Genomic DNA, 19,433 nt, shown 5'->3' with positions numbered 1-19,433 from the left:
TCGTTCCTTAACGTTTTGTTGTCTGAGCTGGTGAAACGCCCTGAGCGTCCCGCGTCGATACTTTCATTCCCGGCTGGATCCACTGCAGGCCTTCCGTCACCACGTGATCTCCGCCCTTTAAGCCTTCCAGCACGAAATATCCCTGAGGCGTTTGGCCCCCGAGGCGGACTGCCCGCGCTTCAACTCGCTGCTCTGCATTGACCAGCAGAACAAAGTGACCGGCCTCATTTTGCTGTAACGCATTGGCTGGCACGACAGGAAGATGGGCATCAGAGCGCGGTTCCGCCAGCACATTGACGGTGCCGCCTGGCAGTAGTCGATGTTGTGGATTCGCCACCGTCAGCCTGACCGCCACGGTACCGGTCTGCGCATCAATACGGTTGCCCAGCGATTCAAACGCAGGCACGGTCATATACGGCGAACCGTCTGATAAGCGTAAAGACAGCGCCATGTTTTTCTCAGACATCGCCTCTTCTAATGAACCTGTGTTCTGGCTGGCGCTGAGGAAATCGCGTTCATTGACGGAAATAACTACGCGAACCGGGTCAAGCTGAACAATTTCAGTCAGCGTGCCGCTCGCCGGATTCACCAGACTGCCGGTATGAAAATGGCTGACCCCGATGCGCCCGGAAATCGGCGCGGTGATGCGGGTATAGCTAAGCTGCAGCTCCTGAGTTTTTAGGGCGGCCTGCGCCTGTGCGACGGCTGCACGGGCGGTGTCCCGTGCAGCCACGGCGGCGTCAACGTCAGACTGGCTGACAGTGCGGGCATCGCCCAGACGCTGAATACGGTTCAGATGTGTTTGTGCGTGGCGTGCCGTTGCGCTTGCGCTGTCGAGCTGCGCTTTCGCCTGAGCAACAGCTGATTTATGTAAAGCGGGCTCGATTTCATACAGCAGGTCACCTGCATTGACAAACTGTCCTTCTTCAAAGGCGCGTCTTGCAATAAAACCTTCGGTGCGGCTGGCCACATTGACCGACTGAACGGCTTCAAGTCGCCCAAGATAAGTGCGGCTGACGCCGTCAGTTTGGGTAGTAATGGTGACAGTGCCGACCGCAGGTACAGGCTGAGCTATCACATCGTCAGAATAAAGCAGAACAAAAGCCAATATTGCGGCGAGAGCGTTAAATCGGGTGCCCGTTGCCGGGCGGCGAAATGCAGGGATCATCATAGCGTCACTCTCCGTGTGATGTCGGATGCCTGCCCTAATTGAGAAGAGCGCGCAAGCAACGGCAGACATCAGATATAAGAATATAAAGAAATTCCTAACAAAATTTCCGGCAAGTATAATTGCGGAAATATTTAGTAACCTGATCTCGATCACCTGAATCCTCACCCTTAATTTTCTTTACGTTTTATTTAGGAAATATTTAAACTCTAGGGAACTGAGTAGACATATATATAAGAAATTTCGCACCGATAAATAAGACCGCAAAAAACATATCAAAAAATCAACGACTGCGAATAAAACTAGATTTATTTACTCAAATTTTTAGAACTGGAATCATCTTTACCCGGCATGACAAAAACTTACAAACCCCTTCCAGCACTGCATTTTGCGCTATTTATTTTATGTTCCCCGGAGTGAGACTAAACCATTGAACAAATTCAGGCCATTATCATCAAAATTAATGAACAAGTTAAATTAATCGATACTTTTGAAAATTAAATATTGCCAATATGTTTCAAAATGTTTACTTTCCAAAAATATTTCATTGAGTGAGATGTCTTTTATGCTGTGGAAAAACACGCCTGTTCACTTTGGCCATATTTCCGTTGTGATTCATTGGGCCGTCGCGCTGGCCGTTTACGGATTATTCGCGCTGGGTCTGTGGATGGTGGGATTGGGTTATTACGAAACCTGGTATCACCGTGCGCCGGAATTACATAAAAGTATCGGCGTATTGGTTTTCGCAGCCATGGTATTCCGGCTGGCATGGCGGTTTATTTCCCCGCCGCCGAAACCGCTCAGTAGCTACAGCGCGAAAACCCGCCTCGGCGCATGGCTGGCACACGTTCTGCTGTTTGCCGGCCTGTTCGGCATTTTGATCAGCGGCTATCTGATTTCCACGGCAGAAGGCCAGCCGATAAGTGTGTTTGGCTGGTTTGATATTCCCGCGACGCTGTTCGGACTGAACCAGCAGGCGGACATTGCCGGAACCATTCATTTATGGATGGCGTGGGGCATTGTGATCGTTTCCGCCTTTCATGCACTGGCGGCGCTTAAACACCATTTCGTTGACCGTGACAGCACCCTGACACGCATGCTCGGGCGCTGACCCCAACGCTTATTGCTCTTCCCTTTATGAACAATGGAGAATCATCATGTTGAAAAAAACTACCCTGGGCCTGACGCTGGCATCGCTGTTACTGGCGGCCGGTTCCGCCAGCGCGGCAAATTACAAAATCGACAAAGAGGGCCAGCACGCCTTTATCGAATTTCGTATCAAGCACTTAGGTTACAGCTGGCTGTACGGCAGCTTTAATGATTTCGACGGTGGTTTCACCTTTGATGAAAAAGATCCCTCTGCCGATAAAGTCAACGTCACCATCAACACTACCAGCGTCTTTACCAATCACGCTGAACGCGATAAACACCTGCGCAGCGCAGAATTCCTCAACGTAGGTAAACATCCGCAGGCCACATTCACCTCAACATCCGTGAAGAGCGAAGGCGGGAATCTGGCAGTGACCGGTGATTTCACGCTTAACGGCGTCACAAAACCGCTGACATTACAGGCGAAACTGCTGGGTCAGGGTAAAGATCCATGGGGTGGTTACCGTGCGGGCTTTGAAGCCGCTGGCACCATCGCGCTAAAAGATTATGGCATCACCACCGATCTGGGCCCGGCCTCTCAGGAGGTTGAGCTGATCATTTCTGTTGAAGGTGTCCGGGAGAAGTAATTTCTGCCAGCAAAGAAAAAGCCCTGAATGGCAACGCCAGTCAGGGCTTTTTTACGTTATGAAAACGGATCAGTCTTTTTCTGGTGCTGGAATATGCATGGTGGTTTGCAACAGGCCTTTGGACTTGTTGAAAATCTTGATGCCATTTTCGCGCCCGGCACGCAGCGCGCGCTGTTCTTCGACCGGCAGTTTCAGCTCTGTCATACAGATTTCACTGCAACAGCCATCAAACTTTGCCGTACAATCTGGACACTGAATAAACAACAAGTGGCAGCCGTCGTTTTTGCAGTTGGTATGGTTATCGCACGCGGTGCCGCACTGGTGGCAATGTGCGATCACGTCATCAGAAATACGTTCGCCCATGCGCTCATCAAAAACGAAGTTCTTGCCTTTAAATTTAACCGGCAAACCCTGCTCTTTCGCCCGGCGCGCATATTCAATAATGCCGCCTTCGACGTGATACACATTTTTAAAACCGTTGTGCAGCATGTAAGCACTGGCTTTTTCACAGCGGATCCCGCCGGTGCAGTACATGACGATTTTCTTGTCTTTGTCTTCTTTCAGCATATCAACGGCCATGGGCAGCTGATCGCGGAAAGTGTCAGACGGCACTTCAATCGCTTTGTCGAAATGCCCCACTTCGTATTCGTAGTGATTACGCATATCAACAAACAGCGTGTCCGGATCGTCAATCATCGCGTTGACCTGTTCGGCTTTCAGGTACTCGCCAATATTTGACGGGTCAAAGCTTTCGTCTTCGATACCGTCCGCCACGATGCGGTCACGCACTTTCAGGCGCAGCACCCAGAACGATTTGCCATCGTCTTCAAGGGCAACGTTCAGACGAATTTGATCCAGCGCGGGATGGCTGGAAAACAGCTCGGTTTTGAACGCGTCAAACCGGCTTTGCGGGACGCTTATCTGCGCATTAATCCCTTCTTTGGCGACGTAAATACGGCCAAACACGTTCAGGCGGGTCAGGCTGATATACAGGGCATCGCGGAAAGCTTTTGGATCTTCAATCTGGAAATACTTATAAAAAGAAACTGTAGTGCGCGGCTCGGTTTCGGCCAGCATGCGCTCCCTCAGTTCCTCATTAGAAATACGGTTATGTAACACTGGCATGGTGTACGTTCCTGTCTTTCGGGGAATTTAACTATCGGTAACTTTTAAGCGGCAAGATTATACATTAAAGCAACAATGAGGACATCTCCCGTTGCAAATTCGTCAACAGAAAAACACCTGCTGCACCTTGCCCTCAGGATAATTACGATAATCTATGCTTAGGTGTTATCCAATTTTCGGGATTTATTCACGATTCAACCCTTCGCAGGAGCAGGAAACATGAGCAAGCTTTTTGAACCGATTTCGCTGGGTCAGCTGACACTCCCAAACCGCATTGTGATCGCCCCAATGTGCCAGTACTCCTCAGATAACGGCAAAGCCACGTCCTGGCATCATGCCCATCTCGGCCAGTTATCCTTCTCGGGTGCAGGTTTGCTGATTCTGGAAGCCACCGCGGTGGAATCCGTCGGGCGCATTTCTGCCGAGGATTTAGGGTTATGGGATGATGAGACTGAGACCGCGCTGAAAGGTCTTGTCGATGGCCTGCGTGAAAACAGCGACATGGCACTCGGCCTGCAACTCGGCCACGCAGGTCGTAAAGCATCGTGCGCAGCACCATGGAAAGGTGGCGCGCAAATCCCTCAATCCGCCGGTGGCTGGCAAACCGTAGCACCCTCTGCGCTGGCGTTTGCAGAAGGTACCGAAACCCCCGAAGCGATGTCACTTGAACGCATCGCCGAACTGAAAAAGGCTTACGTTGACAGCGTATTCCGCGCCGATCGTCTGGGGTTTGATCTGCTGGAATTACACGGTGCGCACGGTTATCTGCTGCATCAGTTCCTCTCACCGCTCTCCAACCAGCGTACCGATCAGTACGGCGGTTCGCTGGAAAACCGTATGCGCCTGCTGCTGGAAATTTTCGAGGAGATCCGCGCGGCCTTCCCGGCAGAAAAACCGGTGGGTGTACGCATTTCCGCGACTGACTGGGTGGAAGGCGGCTGGGATCTGGAGCAATCCATCGAACTTTCGAAAGCACTGGATGCGCTGGGCTGCAGCTACATTCACGTCTCCAGCGGTGGCCTGAGTACGGAGCAAAAGATCGCCGTCGGTCCGAACTATCAAGTGCCTTTTGCTGATGGCATCAAGCGTTACGTGAAAATGCCCGTGATCGCCGTTGGCCTGATTACCGAACCAGAGCAGGCTGAAGCGATTATCGGTACCGGTCAGGCGGATATGATAGCCCTGGCACGCGGGATTCTGTACAACCCGCGCTGGCCGTGGCACGCCGCCGCCAAACTTGGCGCCAAAGTGACCGCGCCGAAACAATACTGGCGCAGTGAGCCGCACAGCGTAAAAGGTTTATTCCTGCCAAAGTAAACTCTGTTTGTAAATTTACCTTCGGGCAGCCCATTTGGCTGCCCGTTAATTTGACAAAAACCGATTCTCTGCTGATATTCAGTCGGAAAGAGAAAAGTCCGATATCTTGCCTTTAACAGGCCGCCGTTCAGAAAAAAAGCACAATGCTTTCCATTCAGGCAGTGAATACCAGAAAATGAGGTATTAGTGCCGACGACTTTCACCTCATTCAAAAAAAGTGCCACAATATGTCACTTTGTTATAAGAAATTAACGCATAACACGCACTCCATATGGGGAGTGACCGTTTTTATGTAGCGGGCTGCTGCACTAGACAGAGCTTATATATTTTCTACTTCGATATAATGACGCAGAGATTCTATGACTCAGGTACCAACATTTAACCGTTCATTACTGCACCCACGATACTGGCTCACCTGGCTGGGTCTGGGTCTGCTGTACACGCTGGTCTTATTACCTTATCCGGTTATCTATCGTCTGGGCACCGGACTGGGCCGATTCTCCATGCGCTTTCTGAAACGTCGCTACAAAATCGCGATGCGCAACATCGAACTTTGCTTCCCCGATATGCCCCCGGAACAACGGGAAGATATGGTGGTGAAAAACTTCGAATCCGTTGGTATGGGCTTGTTTGAAACCGGTATGGCGTGGTTCTGGCCTGACTGGCGAATCGAGCGCTGGTTTCGCGTCAGCGGGCTTGAGCATATTCAGCGTGCCCGCGACAACCAACAGGGCGTGTTGCTGATTGGCGTTCACTTCCTGACGCTGGAGCTGGGTGCGCGCATTTTCGGCATCCATAATCCGGGCGTTGGCGTGTATCGCCCGCACGACAATAAATTGATGGACTGGATCCAGACCAAAGGCCGTATGCGCTCTAACAAAGGTATGCTGGATCGCAAAGACCTCAAAGGGATGATCCGCAGCCTCAAGCAAGGCGATATCATCTGGTACGCACCTGACCATGACTACGGCCCGCGCGCCAGCGTCTTTGTGCCGTTCTTCGCCGTCGACAAAGCTGCCACTACCACCGGGACGTATCTGCTGGCACGTATGGGCAAACCGGCAATTATTCCGTTCACCCCGCGACGTCTGGAAGGTGGCAAAGGCTATGAGATGATCATTCATCCTCAGGTCGCCGACTTCCCGCTCGATGATGAGGTGGTTGCCGCCACCTATATGAACAAAGTGGTAGAAAACGAAATCCGCCAGGCGCCGGAACAATACATGTGGCTGCATCGCCGCTTCAAAACGCGTCCGCAGGGTGAGTCCTCACTCTATAAAACGCTGAAGGAGTGATGCCGCTTGCCGGTTCAGGTTAATTGAGCCTGAACCGGCACTTGTTCCTCCCTCCTGATTTGCTTAAACAGTTTTTTTGACAGACTTCTTCAAAGTTATCAGATTTTATCTCATCTCTTTTAGGCCAATACTCTCAGCATAATTTCCCCACGTGATTACCCCGCCTTTTTTTGGGGCCGCGTGACCTCTGAGTCTCACTCGAAAGGAACGTTTTATGCTGGCTAAACTGAATACTGCTTTTACCCGCGCCACCGACCATCCTGATTTCGGTAAGCTTCTGTTACGTCTCACTTTCGGTATTCTAATCCTGTTCCACGGCGTGGCAAAAATTGAGAACGGTGTGGGCTGGATAGCCAAAATGTTACAGGCTGATGGCTTGCCGGGTTTCATTGCCTACGGTGCCTATATCGGCGAAGTGATTGCGCCCGTGCTGATCATTCTGGGGATCTTCACCCGCCCTGCGGCGCTGGTGATGGCATTCAATATTCTTGTTGCCGTTTTCCTGGTGGTCGCCGGAAAATTCTTCACTGTCACTGACGTCGGGGCCTGGGGTCTGGAAGGCGAAGCGCTGTATTTCTTCGGCGGATTGGTAATCATGTTCCTCGGCAGCGGCCGTTATTCTGTGATGAAAAACCCGGCGCTGCGTTAATTTCTACTGTGGTTTTTATCTTTCTGCGTTTGTCGCGGCCAGCCCCTTGCTGGCCGTTTTCTTTTGATCTATCCACACTGATATTGATCTCCTTCATCCCCGATTTTTTTTAAACCTGTATTTTATTTCACTTGTTACAGTTCATTAACATCATTGAAGTGGATGATAATTAGGCGCATAATTATCCATCTGACTGATTGTTACTTGTGCTCTGCCTTGTTTCTGTCTGCTATGACAGAGCGAATCGACCTTTATCTTTCGGTAATTTATGACCCCGGCTCCTGAACCTGAAATCGCACCAGAACCCATTAACTGGAAACGTAATTTGTTTGTTGCCTGGATCGGCTGCTTTCTTACCGGTGCTGCATTCAGCCTGATTATGCCTTTCCTGCCGCTGTACGTAGAAACCCTCGGCGTCACCGGTCATGAGTCCCTGAACATGTGGTCAGGGCTGGTATTCAGCATCACTTTCCTGTTTTCCGCCATCGCATCGCCCTTCTGGGGTGGCCTTGCCGATCGCAAGGGACGCAAAATCATGTTGCTGCGATCCGCACTCGGTATGTCGATCGTCATGGTGCTGATGGGGTTCGCGCAAAACATCTGGCAATTCCTCGTTCTCCGCGCCCTGCTTGGCTTACTCGGCGGCTTCGTCCCCAACGCTAACGCGCTGATTGCCACTCAAATCCCCCGCAACAAAAGTGGCTGGGCGCTAGGTACGCTTTCCACCGGTGGCGTCAGTGGCGCATTGCTCGGGCCGCTGGTCGGCGGTTTACTGGCCGACAGCTACGGGCTGCGTCCGGTCTTCTTCATCACTGCTGCGGTGCTTTTCCTGTGCTTCGTGATGACGCTGTACTGCATCCGCGAACAGTTCGTGCCGGTGAATAAAAAAGACATGCTTAACCGCAAGCAGGTGTTTGCTTCGCTTAAAAATCCGAAACTGGTGCTGTGCCTGTTCGTCACCACGATGATTATTCAGGTGGCGACCGGCTCGATTGCGCCCATCCTCACACTTTACGTGCGGGAGCTGGCGGGTAACACGCAGAATCTGGCGTTTATCAGCGGCATGATTGCTTCGGTACCGGGTGTGGCGGCATTAATGAGTGCGCCACGGCTGGGTAAACTGGGGGACAGGATCGGACCTGAGCGCATTCTGGTGGCAATGATGGGGATATCAGTGCTGTTGCTGATCCCGATGGCGTTTGTGCAAACACCGCTGCAACTGGGGATTCTGCGCTTCCTGCTCGGCGCTACCGACGGTGCGCTGCTTCCGGCGGTACAGACGCTGCTGATTTACAACTGTACCAATCAGGTGGCTGGCCGCGTGTTTAGCTATAACCAGTCGTTCCGTGATGTGGGGAATGTCACAGGCCCATTGTTGGGTGCGGCGGTTTCGGCAAGCTATGGATTCCGTACGGTGTTTTTCGTCACTGCGCTGGTTGTGCTGTTTAACGCCGTCTACTCCTGGTGGTGTCTGCAACGCCGGCCACGTCAGGCGATGGTCGATTAAACACGACCGTCGTTGCAGGAAACCTCTTACTTGGCCCTTTCTGGCAGCGGACGCATAGCGTCAGGCACTTCAACCACCGCCAGACGGACCTCATAGTGTTTACCGGCCGTTATCGCCGGAAGTACTGAGGTCAGTTTCTCAATGGTCTCGGTCGGATTATCACTGGCGACGCTGGCGCAGAATAATTGCCCCGGATGACAGAACCCCGCCATCATCATCGGTGGCGGCGGTGGCATACCTTCGCCGTGGAACGAGGGTAAGCCCATAGGAGGCTGAGGAGGTAGATTTTCAGCTGCCGTGCTGGCGACGCTGAATAATACGCCAAGACCGCACAGCGGCAGAAGTAACGCGCGGGAGTGAATCTTCATAACAGTAACCTTATTGCTGAAAGTTTCATGGTCACTTTAGTCCCCAAATTCACGCCGCGCAGACGGTTTGCTAAAACTTTACCCTCCCCCTCCACTGCCTTTGCAAAGCAGGGAAAGTACTGACATTTGTGTCTATAGTAACCATTCAAGCGAAGCCAAAACCACGCGGTAACCGTCCACATCCTCAAAGGTTCTGCCATTTTCATCCCAGTAAGGATTAAACGACGGCACGCCTGTAAATCCGGCTTGCAGCATCGCTTCACATTGTTCAACCCACTGTTTTTCTTCGGCAATATAAAATACCAGCAAATTATCCTGCGTCGGTGCGTAGCCTGCGACTGAACCATGATGATGCGTAAATTCAAGATGGTAATGATGCTGAGGATGCCCCACCAGCACGCCATCAAATCCCTGATGATCGCTGAAACATCCAATCACTTCGAATCCCAGCCCGTCACAATACATGGTGGCTATTTCATCAAGATTGTCAGTCGGTCGCGCTACGCGCAGCACTGCGTTTCGTGAAATCATGGTGAAAAACTCTCCCTCAACTTACCGTTTTTATTTAGAAAAATAAGGATAGCAGAAGAATACCCACTGTTTTTCATCTGAAAACTTGCACTCTGGGATTTATCGACAACAATCATTGAATCAGCGTTTTCACTGGCGGATGGTTGTTACCTGTTCATTCATAACGCTATTTACACCACACCTGTTTACCCATTACCCCATTTCAACTCAGGAGACAACAATGAGCATGTACGTAACGCTTGAAGAAGCTATTGATGCCGCCCGCGAAGAATTTCTCGAAGCCGCACAGGACAGGATCCAGGGCGATGAAGAGCCGCTTCCCGATCAGTTCAATTTGCAGAAATACATCATGCAGGATGGCGACATCATGTGGCAGGCGGAGTTTCTTAACGGCGAAGGGGAATCGATTGATGCATTAACCTTCCGCAGCGGTGCCGCCGCTCAGGCCATTTTCGATGAGGACTATGACGTCATCGAGCTCGAAGAAGAGTGGCTGGAAGAAGCGACGCTGTACGAGTGGGATGAAGGAGAATTCCAGCACGAGCCGCAGACCGACACTGAAGAAGGCGCTGCTGCTGCTGAAGAATGGGATGATGAGGACGATTATCCGGGACGTGACATCGACTAACGATTAGTTATAGGGGCCGTGGCGGGCGTCAATCGGCAACATGAAGGTGTCGACGATCATCGAAAGCGGTACATCGATGACGGTGACATAACGCCACGGACTATCCCGCAGATCCCATTGCACCCCGGGATAATACTGATTGCCATGTCCCTGCCCCGGTACTGTCCGGCTGATGATACTGCCACAGCCCGTCAGAGTCCCAGCCACTAATGCCAGTACACATCCACGTAAAATTACCCGATTAATCACTCATACAACCTGTCGATTCGACTCAATGGAAGCACTCCGTGGAGCGCTGAAAGCGCTGTCAGCTTAGCACGCGCGCATGCCCCACTATGTTAAGGCAAAGTAAAATTTTATACGCTGACGCCTAAAGAGTCACTGAACTTCCGGCCATAAAAAACGGGCAGCACGTTTTCACATACTGCCCGTTAGCTTTAATGACTCTTCACATCAACTCAGGCGGGTTTAACTTCCAGCGTCTGGGTTTCAGGGAAAGCCTCAACGTTACGCGGCAATTTACTGTAATGCTCACTCCACGCCCGCTGATCCGGTTGCGTCCAGACCGCAGAGTGTAAGCGTGCCATCAGTACCGGATCGCTCAGAAGGATCAGGCGATCGGCCTTGCCTAAATCTTTCGGCCCGGTTTTCAACGCCTGCTCAAGGTGAGCGCGACGGCCATTTTCAACCGCATCACGCATCAGGTGGCGCGAAGTCGCCATAGCTGTCGCCAGTGCATTGAAAGTCGGATCAAATACCGCATGCATGAAGCCGTTTTGCAGTTTGCGTTCACGGTTCAGCTTGAGATATTCATCCGTTGCCACCAGTTCACGCGGAGGATCGTACTCTTCCGGGATCAGGAACAACTTGGCTCTCTTACTCTTAATCCCCAGCGTTGCGCGGCTTGACAACACCGATACGATTGGCGAGAGGATCAGAGAGAAGACGATAGGCGCCAGCCACCACAGGAAGCGTAAGTCCAGCCATGCCATACCGGCGGCCCAGACAGCACCGAGCAACAGCTGAGAACCGTGACGCTTAAAGGCTTCGCCCCACGGCGTGTCATCATCATCACGCTGCGGTGAATTCCAGACCACTTCCCAGCCCAGGAATGCGCTGACCACGAATACGGTGTGGAACAACATGCGCACTGGTGCCAGCAGGACTGAGAACAGCATTTCCAGCAACATGGAAAGCAGCAGACGCAGACCGCCGCCAAATTGCTTCGCACCTTTCGCCCAAATCAGGACGATGCTCAGCAGTTTTGGCAGGAACAGCAGCACCATGGTGGTCGAAAACAGCGCAATGGCCAGCTCGGGACGCCACTGCGGCCACACCGGAAACAGCTGGCGCGGTTGCAGGAAGTACTGCGGTTCCATCAGCGTATGCACTACCTGCAAGGCAGTAGACAGGGCCAGGAATGTAAACCACAGCGGAGCGGACAGATAAGACATCACGCCGGTCAGGAACACCGCACGGTGTACCGGGTGCATCCCTTTCACCAGGAACAGGCGGAAGTTCATCAGGTTACCATGACACCACCGGCGGTCACGTTTTAGCTCGTCCAGCAGGTTCGGCGGTAATTCTTCATAACTGCCCGGCAGATCATAGGCGATCCATACGCCCCAGCCAGCACGACGCATCAGTGCTGCTTCCACGAAGTCATGCGACATGATGGAACCGGCAAACGAACCTTCACCCGGCAGCGGCGCAAGCGCACAGTGCTCGATGAACGGTTTGACGCGGATGATGGCGTTATGACCCCAATAGTGGGATTCGCCCAGTTGCCAGAAGTGCAGACCGGCGGTAAACAACGGGCCGTAGACGCGGGTCGCGAACTGCTGGCAACGCGCATACAGCGTATCCATACCGGACGCTTTCGGCGAAGACTGGATAATACCGGCGTTCGGGTTGGCATCCATCAGACGCGCCAGACCGGTCAGACATTCGCCGCTCATGACGCTGTCGGCATCAAGAATAACCATGTAGGCATATTCCCCGCCCCAGCGACGACACCAGTCATCGATGTTGCCGCTTTTACGTTTCACACGGCGGCGGCGGCGGCGGTAGAAGATACGACCATGACCATCAACGTCGCGGCACACTTCCATCCAGGCTTTTTGTTCGGCTACGCAGATGTCCGGGTCATAACTGTCGCTCAGGACATAGATATCAAACTGATCCAAATCACCCGTCGCTTTTACTGATTCATACGTTGCACGAAGACCCGCGAAAACGCGCTCCACGTCTTCATTACAAATCGGCATGATCAGCGCAGTACGGTTATTCGGGTTCAGCGGCTCATCGCCTTTGGTCGATGCCGTGATGCTGTATTTATCGCGGCCGATGAGCAGTTGTAAAAAGCCCATCAGCGCAGTCCAGAAACCGGCCGACACCCAACAGAAAAGGATGGCGAACAGCACTAGGATCCCCGTCTGCAACACATAAGGCAGAAGTTGCAGAACCGACTGTAACCAGTCCTGGTTTAGCATATCTGCGGGGTCGATCAGCGCCCAGCCCTGATAAGGCAGGATGGTTTTCATGTACCAGGTCGCGATCGCCGTTTGCACCAGCATGAGAGCCAGCAAAATATAACGACGGACGGAACCTGCATGACGCCAGCGTTTTTCCGACTCCGGCATTTCAGAGGCACGATGACGGGAAGCTGCACTGCGCCCCATCAGGTTGTCCCAAAAACGTCCTACCGGGTTGGTACGCCAGACATCAGGGAACATGCTGGAACGTTTAACTGCAGGCATAGCGCTCGCGATGGTGCGGCCTTCGTTATCCACCTCATCCAGCGAGCCCTTCTCCAGTGCGTAAGGCCAGCCAGCACCGACGCGTGCTTTGACCGAGGCCAGAGGCGCATCGGTGTCCGCAGCAGCGGCAGCAGCAGCAGCAGAAGACATGTCATCAGTGCCCAGGCGCCGATGCACGGTGGCAAAAGCTTCGCCCTCAGCAGCCGGAAGCTGTTGAAGGAGTGCCGCTTTCTGATCTTCAGGAAGCGGCAAAGCTTCTACATATTCATGAGTAGAGTGCGTTGACTTATTCATTTGCAGGCAGCTGGTAGCTCCAGGTTTCACTCAGTGTTTTATCGCCATTGGCCAGAGAAGCGCGCATTTCGATCGCTTTCTTCGGATCTTTCACTTTCAGGCGCAGCGTCAGACGCCAGCCCTTAGTTACCGGATTATAGCGGACAGTGTTTTCAACCAGATCGCCGTTGTCGCCCACGCTGACCTGAGACGCCACCGGTGTGTCGCTTTTCAGGGCTTTCAGGTTTGGACCGACAAAATCAACTAGGAAGGCAACGCTGCCGTCTGGCTCACGGATCAGATTTGACTGCTTCACATCACCGGTTGAGCGCATGGTACGTTCAACCCACGCCAGATCCGGTGAATGTAATTTATCTTCTTCAATAGAGAAGTGCAGACGATAGTTCATAGACAACGGCTTACCTGCATCAGGTAACTGATCCGGCGTCCAGAAGGCCACGATGTTGTCATTGGTTTCATCGGCGGTCGGAATTTCTACCAGCTCAACTTTCCCTTTACCCCAGTCGCCTTTGGTCTCTACCCAACCGCTTGGACGCAGATCGTAACGATCGTCCAAATCTTCAAAGTTGGAGAAACTGCGGCCGCGTTGCAGCAGACCGAACCCTTTCGGGTTTTCCATGGAGAACTGACTGACGGCCAAATGTTTTGGATTGTTCAGCGGACGCCAGATCCATTCACCGTTACCGGCGTGGATAGACAGACCGTTAGAATCATGCAGCGCCGGACGATAGTTCATCACCGGAGACGGCTGGTTCGCGCCGAACAGGAACATACTGGTCAAAGGTGCGACGCCAAGTTTGCCCACTTTGTCACGCAGATAAACCTGAGACTGCACGTCAACGGTGGCTTCTTTGCCCGGATAAACATCCAGACGGTAAGCGCCGGTCGCACGCGGAGAATCCAGCAATGCGTAAATGACTAAGTGTTTTTCATCCGGATTAGGACGTTCAATCCAAAATTCGCGAAAACGCGGGAATTCTTCGCCGGAAGCCAGCGCGGTATCGATAGCCAAACCACGTGCAGACAGACCATAAACCTGGCCTTTACCGATGACACGGAAGTAGCTGGCACCCAGCACACTCATAATTTCATCATTTTTGTCTGCTTTATTGATGGGATAAAGCACTTTGAAACCGGCAAAGCCGAGGTTCTTCACAGAGTCAGCGTCATGTTTGACGTTGCCAAAGTTGAAGTAATCCGGGCTGTATTTGATTTCTTTAACGGAGTTAGCCGTCACTTCATTGATTTTCACCGGAGTGTCGAAGTACATCCCCTGGTGGTAGAACTCAAGCTTGAAAGGCGTGTTCTGATCTTTCCAGTACGCTTTGTCATGATTGAACTGAATTTGTTGGTAGTCTGCGAATTTGAGGTCGCGGAACTGGGACGGTAAATTGCTCTTCGGCGCTTCGTAGCCTTTATCGGCTAATGCTTTCGCTTGTTTTGCAACATCGTCAATAGAAAAAGCCCAGGCAGATGAGGTGAACATGGCCATCAACACTGCGGCACTTAGCAAACGGACTTTGATCATACGTGACCCTATGGAAAAATTTTTATCCGACACCTTGTCTCCTTTAAGCGCGCTTAACTCATTCGCTGTAACAATTTTAAGGGAAGTGTCAGGTTTCCGACAACCTGAGCAGTCGATGGTTCATCCATTGATGAACCGTTTAAGCGCAACAGGGTACAAGGATATCAATTCGTTGAAACACAGGCTATGGAAACTTGTCCTATAACAAAGCCCGTTTTATGTTCGGACTTATACTATTGTCAGCAATGTCCATTTCTGGTTACCTGAATGAATCGCCCTAAAGACAAATTACGATCTAAAATTAGGATGAGCTGCATACAACGGGAACGTAATGAAACCACAAAAACCACAACGTGAGTTCTTTTTGGACTCCATACGCGCATATTTGATGCTGCTGGGTATTCCATTCCATATATCATTGATTTACTCCAGTCATATCTGGGCAGTAAACAGTGCCATACCCTCGCACGGCCTGACTATCTTCAATGATGTCATCCACGCCTTCCGTATGCAGGTGTTCTTCGTCATATCAGGGTATTTCTCCTATATGCTGTACGAGCGCTATGAATCGCACCAGTGGCTGAAGGTGCGTTTGGAGCGGGTCGCCATCCCGCTGGCCGCGGCATTTCCGCTTATCACGCTCCCTCAGCTTTATTTCCTGATGAAATACACCAGCAAGTTTTCTGACTGGAGCACAATGGGCCTCTATCAGAAAATTAACATCACAGTCTGGGAATTAGTGTCTCACTTATGGTTCTTGCTGACGTTGGTTATTCTCACCAGCATTTGTTTTTATCTGTTTAAATTTATAAAAGAAATTAAGACTAATCGCATTCAATTAATTAAAAACCGAACAAATAGCTTAGGAAAACTCTCAATACTCTTTTTGTTTATCGGTTTAATTTATGCCGTATTTAACAGAGCGTTGTACCTTTTTGCGCCGGACTTACTTTCTAACGGAGCGTTTAATTTTATCGTCATGCAGACGCTGTTTTATCTGCCATTTTTCATTATCGGCGCCTTTGCGTATAAATTCGCCTGGTTGAAAGAGCTGTTTATCAAACCGTCTGCTACTGCGGGTGTAGTCAGCATCTTCTTGTTCGCTGCATACATGTTCAATCAGCACGTAAATACTCCGCAGCTTTACTCGATGGAGATTGATGCCATCATCACGACGCTGTTGGGTATTCTGATGGTGAACGTGGTGTTCTCATTTAGCCATTACATGCTGAACTTCCAGGCACCGTGGATCACCTATCTGGTGAACTCATCCTTGTTCATCTATCTGATTCACCACCCGTTAACGCTGATTTATGGTGCCTTCATCACGCCAAAAATTCACAGCGACTGGATGGGCTTCTGGTTGGGTCTGGTGTTCGTATTCGGTATCGCCTTCTTCCTTTATGAAGTGCATAAACGTATACCGCTGCTGCGCTTCCTGTTTTCAGGCAAACCGCAGCAACTGAATAAAAAGAACGAGTCCGGCCCTACCCCGCCGCAAAATCAGGCGTCTTAATCGCCCGAAACTTTACATCACGTTAAAGAAACTCCACAGCACGTTAAAAAGGCGACCATGCAATGAAGCATGGTCGCCTTTTTGTGTCGATTTAAGTGACTGAAAACTGGATTTATCGCGATGCGGTATTGATAGTGGGGATCACGGACATGCCCACTTTAAGACGATTCGTATCGGTCTGATCAGGATCAAGCACGATTTTTACTGCCAGACGTTGCACCACTTTAGTGTAATTGCCCGTTGCGTTATCCGCAGAGATCGGGGAAAACGTCGCGCCGGTTGCGGGAGAAATGCTGTCCACTTTTCCTTTGAGCACAACCCCCGGCAGCGCATCGACCTTGATCTCCACAGCCTGATCGGGTTTCACCTGGCCTAACTGTGTTTCAAGATAATTCGCCAAAATATAGGCATCCCGTAGCGGAACGACAGCCAAAACTCGCGTGCCGGCGCTAACATAACCACCGATGCGCAGCGACCGTTGCCCGACAATACCGTCGACGGGCGCCGTAATTTCCGTGTAGGAAAGATTTAATTTTGCCTGCGCCAGCGCAGTCGTGGCTGAGTCGATGGCAGCTTTTGCTTCGGCCTGCCCCGCTTTTAGCACGTCGACCTGTTTTTCAGCCGCCTGTGCTGCTGCCATATCGCTTTGCTGCGTAGCCAGTTTGGCCCGCAGATTCGCATCCGATTCATCGCGCGCATCGGCGGTGCCTGATCCGTTTTGCAGTAAACGCTTGTAGCGGTCAGCGCTCTGACGCGCGTACAAAATACCCGCGCTGTCGGCATTCACCTGCGCCTGAGCCTGCAAAATGGTTTGCTGTTGTTTCGCCAGTTGCGCGGTGAGGCTCAGCATTTGCGCATTGGCCGTTTCCAGATTCGCTTCGGCCGTCAGAACGGCGTTGCGATAATCCCGGTCATCGATGCGAGCCATTACCTCCCCGGCTTTAACTGACTGATTGTCGCGCACATACACCTCGGCAATAGTGCCGGAAATGCGCGGTGCCACCAGAGTAGAGTCGGCGGACACAAAGGCATCATCGGTTTCTGGCTTAGTGCTCCCGGTCAAAATCCAGAAGGCGATGACAATCAGCGATATCACCACTACGGCGGCAATCAGCCAGCTCAGGCGGACAGGCGATGTTTTTATCATGATTCTTTTCTCTCATTCTTTTTTGTTGTGGCTTGCATTTGTTTAGGTGAAGCGTGCTTCAGTTGCGGTTAACCAGTGACTGCGGCGGATACGTGCGTTTAGGCAAACCTGCGGCCAACACGATCAGTCCCAGCGCCAGACCGACAATCACCAGATAGGTATCGGCCAGCCCAAGGACCAGTGCCTGTTTTTTTACCAGCCTGGAAAACTGGGTGATCACTTCTGTCGAAATCGGTGAGCCATCGCTGTTAAGCGGCACGAGAAAACTACTGCCGCCCCCGTTCGGCTGCGACAGCAGATAGCTCACACTGCCTGCGTGATTGAGTAATACATTGGAATGGAACTGCTCGCGGTGACTGACGAAAACGCCCAGCATGGCGCTGCCCATCACGCTGCCCAGACCGCGCGTGGTATTAAACATCGCCGAGGCAAAAGGCCCTTCCAGCGGCTGCACCACGCTGGTCGCACTCATCAGGATGGGTAATACTGCCATCGGCTGACCGAACGCCTGCATAATCTGAATCAGATAAAAGTTGTCACGTGCCCATGCACTGGTCAGGTGCGTGCCCCAGTAGCAGGAAAAACCAATCAGCCCCAGCCCGCAGGCCAGCACCCAGCGGCTGTCAATCCAGCGCATCGTTAGTACAAACGCCACCAGCGGTGCCAGCAATAGTTGCGGCAGGCCAATCGTCAGCGCCAGCGGCCCCACCTGAACCGCACGGAACCCGCCGACCTGCTCCATATAGCTCGACGGTAAGGCAGAGCCGGATAAGAAAAGGAACATCAGCGCAAACAGCGTGATTAAACCGTGAGCCAGATTGTGCCGCCGGAGCATCTGTAATTTGAATAACGGCAAAGGATGATGCCATTCGTTAGCCAGAAAAATTGTCAGCAACGCCAGTGCAGCAAAAAACATCATCGTGATCAGCGGGGAGTTAAACCAGTCCAGACGCTCCCCTTGTTGCAGGGACAGCACCAGCAGAGAAATACCGCTGCACCCGGTCAGCATCCCGATCTTATCCATCTGCTTAAAACGCTCAAAGCGCAACGGATCCTGCGGAATACCGTAGCCGACCATCATGACAGCCAGCAAACAAGGCGGGATAACCTGCCAGAACACCCACTGCCAGCCTACGTAATCGGTCCAGATGGCTGCCAATGACGTCGCCATATTCGGGCCGAAGGTGGCCGTCAGCGCGTATGCACTCAGGCCATATAATTTGAAATGCGGCGGCATAAAGCGCAGCGCGGCGGTCATCAGCAAAGGTGGCAAAGCACCGCCGAAGATCCCCTGAACAGTGCGCAAGGCGATAAACACCGGCAAATTGGGTGCAAAAGGCAGGATCGCAGCCAGAAGTAAAAATCCGAGAGTGACGAACAAAGTGAAACGGCGCAGTGAAAATGTCATCGCAAACCACGGCGCGATCATCATCGCTGCCACTTCCGCCGCCTGATAGACACCGATCAACCATGATCCTTCGTCACTGCTGATACTGAGCGCACCGCGAACATCGGCCAATGCAATATCCGTTACCCGATCGTTCAGGCCGGAGCACAGTGAGGCAATCAATACGCCGATCAGCCCAATAATCAGCCGCAGATTAAAAGGGGGCGGAACGGGCATTGCAGCACCGCTCGCGGCAGGTGCCGTTGTGACTGAATGATTCATCTTGTCGCTCGTTAACTTCGTCGCTTATCAGTGCGGCGAGAGTGAAAAGGCAGGTATGCGGATGGAAAACGTAATATGACGATCGGTATCACTTTTATTTCGATGCATTGCACCACATTGTGATACACAAGCAAATACTATAATACGGTGCACTGTATTGCAATGTGATTAAAAATTGTTTTTAGACCGCCCAGCT

The 19,433-nt window shown here is 51.9% G+C and carries 17 protein-coding genes; 8 read left to right on the top strand and 9 right to left on the bottom strand.

Annotated elements, in window-relative coordinates; all coding sequences use genetic code 11:
• Nucleotides 1-7 precede the first annotated feature (7 nt).
• The gene (locus tag AC0Z7K_RS11725; protein ID WP_485614534.1) at nucleotides 8-1,171 is read right to left on the bottom strand and encodes an efflux RND transporter periplasmic adaptor subunit; all 1,164 of its coding nucleotides are present in this window, start codon (nucleotides 1,169-1,171) and stop codon (nucleotides 8-10) included.
• 562 nt (nucleotides 1,172-1,733) lie between these two features.
• On the opposite strand from AC0Z7K_RS11725, the gene AC0Z7K_RS11720 reads away from it, so the two are divergent.
• The gene (locus AC0Z7K_RS11720) at nucleotides 1,734-2,279 is read left to right on the top strand and encodes a cytochrome b (protein WP_485614532.1); all 546 of its coding nucleotides are present in this window, start codon (nucleotides 1,734-1,736) and stop codon (nucleotides 2,277-2,279) included.
• A 49-nt stretch (nucleotides 2,280-2,328) separates the two neighbouring features.
• On the top strand, nucleotides 2,329-2,904 hold the full coding sequence (locus AC0Z7K_RS11715) for a YceI family protein (protein ID WP_485614559.1): 576 nt from the start codon (nucleotides 2,329-2,331) through the stop codon (nucleotides 2,902-2,904).
• A 69-nt stretch (nucleotides 2,905-2,973) separates the two neighbouring features.
• On the opposite strand, the gene trhO is transcribed toward AC0Z7K_RS11715, so the two are convergent.
• Complete coding sequence (trhO, locus tag AC0Z7K_RS11710) at nucleotides 2,974-4,029, bottom strand: oxygen-dependent tRNA uridine(34) hydroxylase TrhO (protein ID WP_413529461.1); 1,056 nt, start codon at nucleotides 4,027-4,029, stop codon at nucleotides 2,974-2,976.
• Nucleotides 4,030-4,248: 219 nt separating this feature from the next.
• On the opposite strand from trhO, the gene AC0Z7K_RS11705 reads away from it, so the two are divergent.
• The 4 genes from AC0Z7K_RS11705 to mdtG all read left to right on the top strand — a co-directional run bounded on the left by AC0Z7K_RS11705 (nucleotide 4,249) and on the right by mdtG (nucleotide 8,797).
• Nucleotides 4,249-5,346: an NADH:flavin oxidoreductase/NADH oxidase gene (locus AC0Z7K_RS11705; protein WP_485614530.1), complete on the top strand. Its 1,098-nt coding sequence runs from the start codon at nucleotides 4,249-4,251 to the stop codon at nucleotides 5,344-5,346.
• Nucleotides 5,347-5,705: 359 nt separating this feature from the next.
• Nucleotides 5,706-6,641 carry a Kdo(2)-lipid IV(A) acyltransferase gene (locus AC0Z7K_RS11700; RefSeq protein ID WP_485614529.1) on the top strand — a complete coding sequence of 312 codons (936 nt, stop codon included), beginning with the start codon at nucleotides 5,706-5,708 and terminating at the stop codon, nucleotides 6,639-6,641.
• 214 nt (nucleotides 6,642-6,855) lie between these two features.
• Nucleotides 6,856-7,290 (top strand): DoxX family protein, encoded by a 435-nt coding sequence (locus AC0Z7K_RS11695; RefSeq protein WP_112167272.1) that lies wholly within the window; start codon nucleotides 6,856-6,858, stop codon nucleotides 7,288-7,290.
• A gap of 268 nt (nucleotides 7,291-7,558) precedes the next feature.
• Nucleotides 7,559-8,797, top strand: coding sequence for a multidrug efflux MFS transporter MdtG (gene mdtG / locus AC0Z7K_RS11690; protein ID WP_413529458.1), 1,239 nt, complete (start codon nucleotides 7,559-7,561; stop codon nucleotides 8,795-8,797).
• Nucleotides 8,798-8,823: 26 nt separating this feature from the next.
• Here the strand turns inward: mdtG and AC0Z7K_RS11685 are convergent, their stop codons facing one another.
• On the bottom strand, nucleotides 8,824-9,165 hold the full coding sequence (locus AC0Z7K_RS11685; protein WP_485614527.1) for a hypothetical protein: 342 nt from the start codon (nucleotides 9,163-9,165) through the stop codon (nucleotides 8,824-8,826).
• 132 nt (nucleotides 9,166-9,297) lie between these two features.
• Nucleotides 9,298-9,696 carry a VOC family protein gene (locus AC0Z7K_RS11680; protein WP_485614526.1) on the bottom strand — a complete coding sequence of 133 codons (399 nt, stop codon included), beginning with the start codon at nucleotides 9,694-9,696 and terminating at the stop codon, nucleotides 9,298-9,300.
• Between the two features lie 220 nt (nucleotides 9,697-9,916).
• Here AC0Z7K_RS11680 and AC0Z7K_RS11675 point away from each other — a divergent pair, with 220 nt between their 5' ends.
• Nucleotides 9,917-10,324: a MysB family protein gene (locus AC0Z7K_RS11675; protein ID WP_213052276.1), complete on the top strand. Its 408-nt coding sequence runs from the start codon at nucleotides 9,917-9,919 to the stop codon at nucleotides 10,322-10,324.
• A 3-nt stretch (nucleotides 10,325-10,327) separates the two neighbouring features.
• Here the strand turns inward: AC0Z7K_RS11675 and AC0Z7K_RS11670 are convergent, their stop codons facing one another.
• The 3 genes from AC0Z7K_RS11670 to AC0Z7K_RS11660 form a co-directional block, all read right to left on the bottom strand.
• Nucleotides 10,328-10,573 carry a YceK/YidQ family lipoprotein gene (locus tag AC0Z7K_RS11670; protein WP_413529455.1) on the bottom strand — a complete coding sequence of 82 codons (246 nt, stop codon included), beginning with the start codon at nucleotides 10,571-10,573 and terminating at the stop codon, nucleotides 10,328-10,330.
• Between the two features lie 209 nt (nucleotides 10,574-10,782).
• Nucleotides 10,783-13,377: a glucans biosynthesis glucosyltransferase MdoH gene (gene mdoH / locus AC0Z7K_RS11665; protein WP_485614524.1), complete on the bottom strand. Its 2,595-nt coding sequence runs from the start codon at nucleotides 13,375-13,377 to the stop codon at nucleotides 10,783-10,785.
• Nucleotides 13,370-14,905, bottom strand: coding sequence for a glucan biosynthesis protein G (locus AC0Z7K_RS11660; RefSeq protein ID WP_413529539.1), 1,536 nt, complete (start codon nucleotides 14,903-14,905; stop codon nucleotides 13,370-13,372). Before AC0Z7K_RS11660 ends, mdoH begins: the two co-directional genes overlap by 8 nt.
• Before the next feature lie 331 nt (nucleotides 14,906-15,236).
• On the opposite strand from AC0Z7K_RS11660, the gene mdoC reads away from it, so the two are divergent.
• Nucleotides 15,237-16,421 (top strand): glucans biosynthesis protein MdoC, encoded by a 1,185-nt coding sequence (gene mdoC, locus AC0Z7K_RS11655; protein ID WP_485614523.1) that lies wholly within the window; start codon nucleotides 15,237-15,239, stop codon nucleotides 16,419-16,421.
• 112 nt (nucleotides 16,422-16,533) lie between these two features.
• Here mdoC and AC0Z7K_RS11650 read toward each other — a convergent pair whose 3' ends face one another.
• Both AC0Z7K_RS11650 and AC0Z7K_RS11645 read right to left on the bottom strand, forming a co-directional pair.
• Complete coding sequence (locus tag AC0Z7K_RS11650; RefSeq protein WP_485614522.1) at nucleotides 16,534-17,568, bottom strand: HlyD family secretion protein; 1,035 nt, start codon at nucleotides 17,566-17,568, stop codon at nucleotides 16,534-16,536.
• 58 nt (nucleotides 17,569-17,626) lie between these two features.
• Nucleotides 17,627-19,237, bottom strand: coding sequence for an MFS transporter (locus tag AC0Z7K_RS11645; protein ID WP_485614521.1), 1,611 nt, complete (start codon nucleotides 19,235-19,237; stop codon nucleotides 17,627-17,629).
• Nucleotides 19,238-19,433 lie beyond the last annotated feature (196 nt).

The organism is Rahnella sp. 1L-D-7-B-C2 (assembly GCF_057290995.1).
The sequence above is the reverse complement of the archived record's forward strand: the minus strand, read 5'-3'. Positions and strand labels throughout refer to the sequence as shown.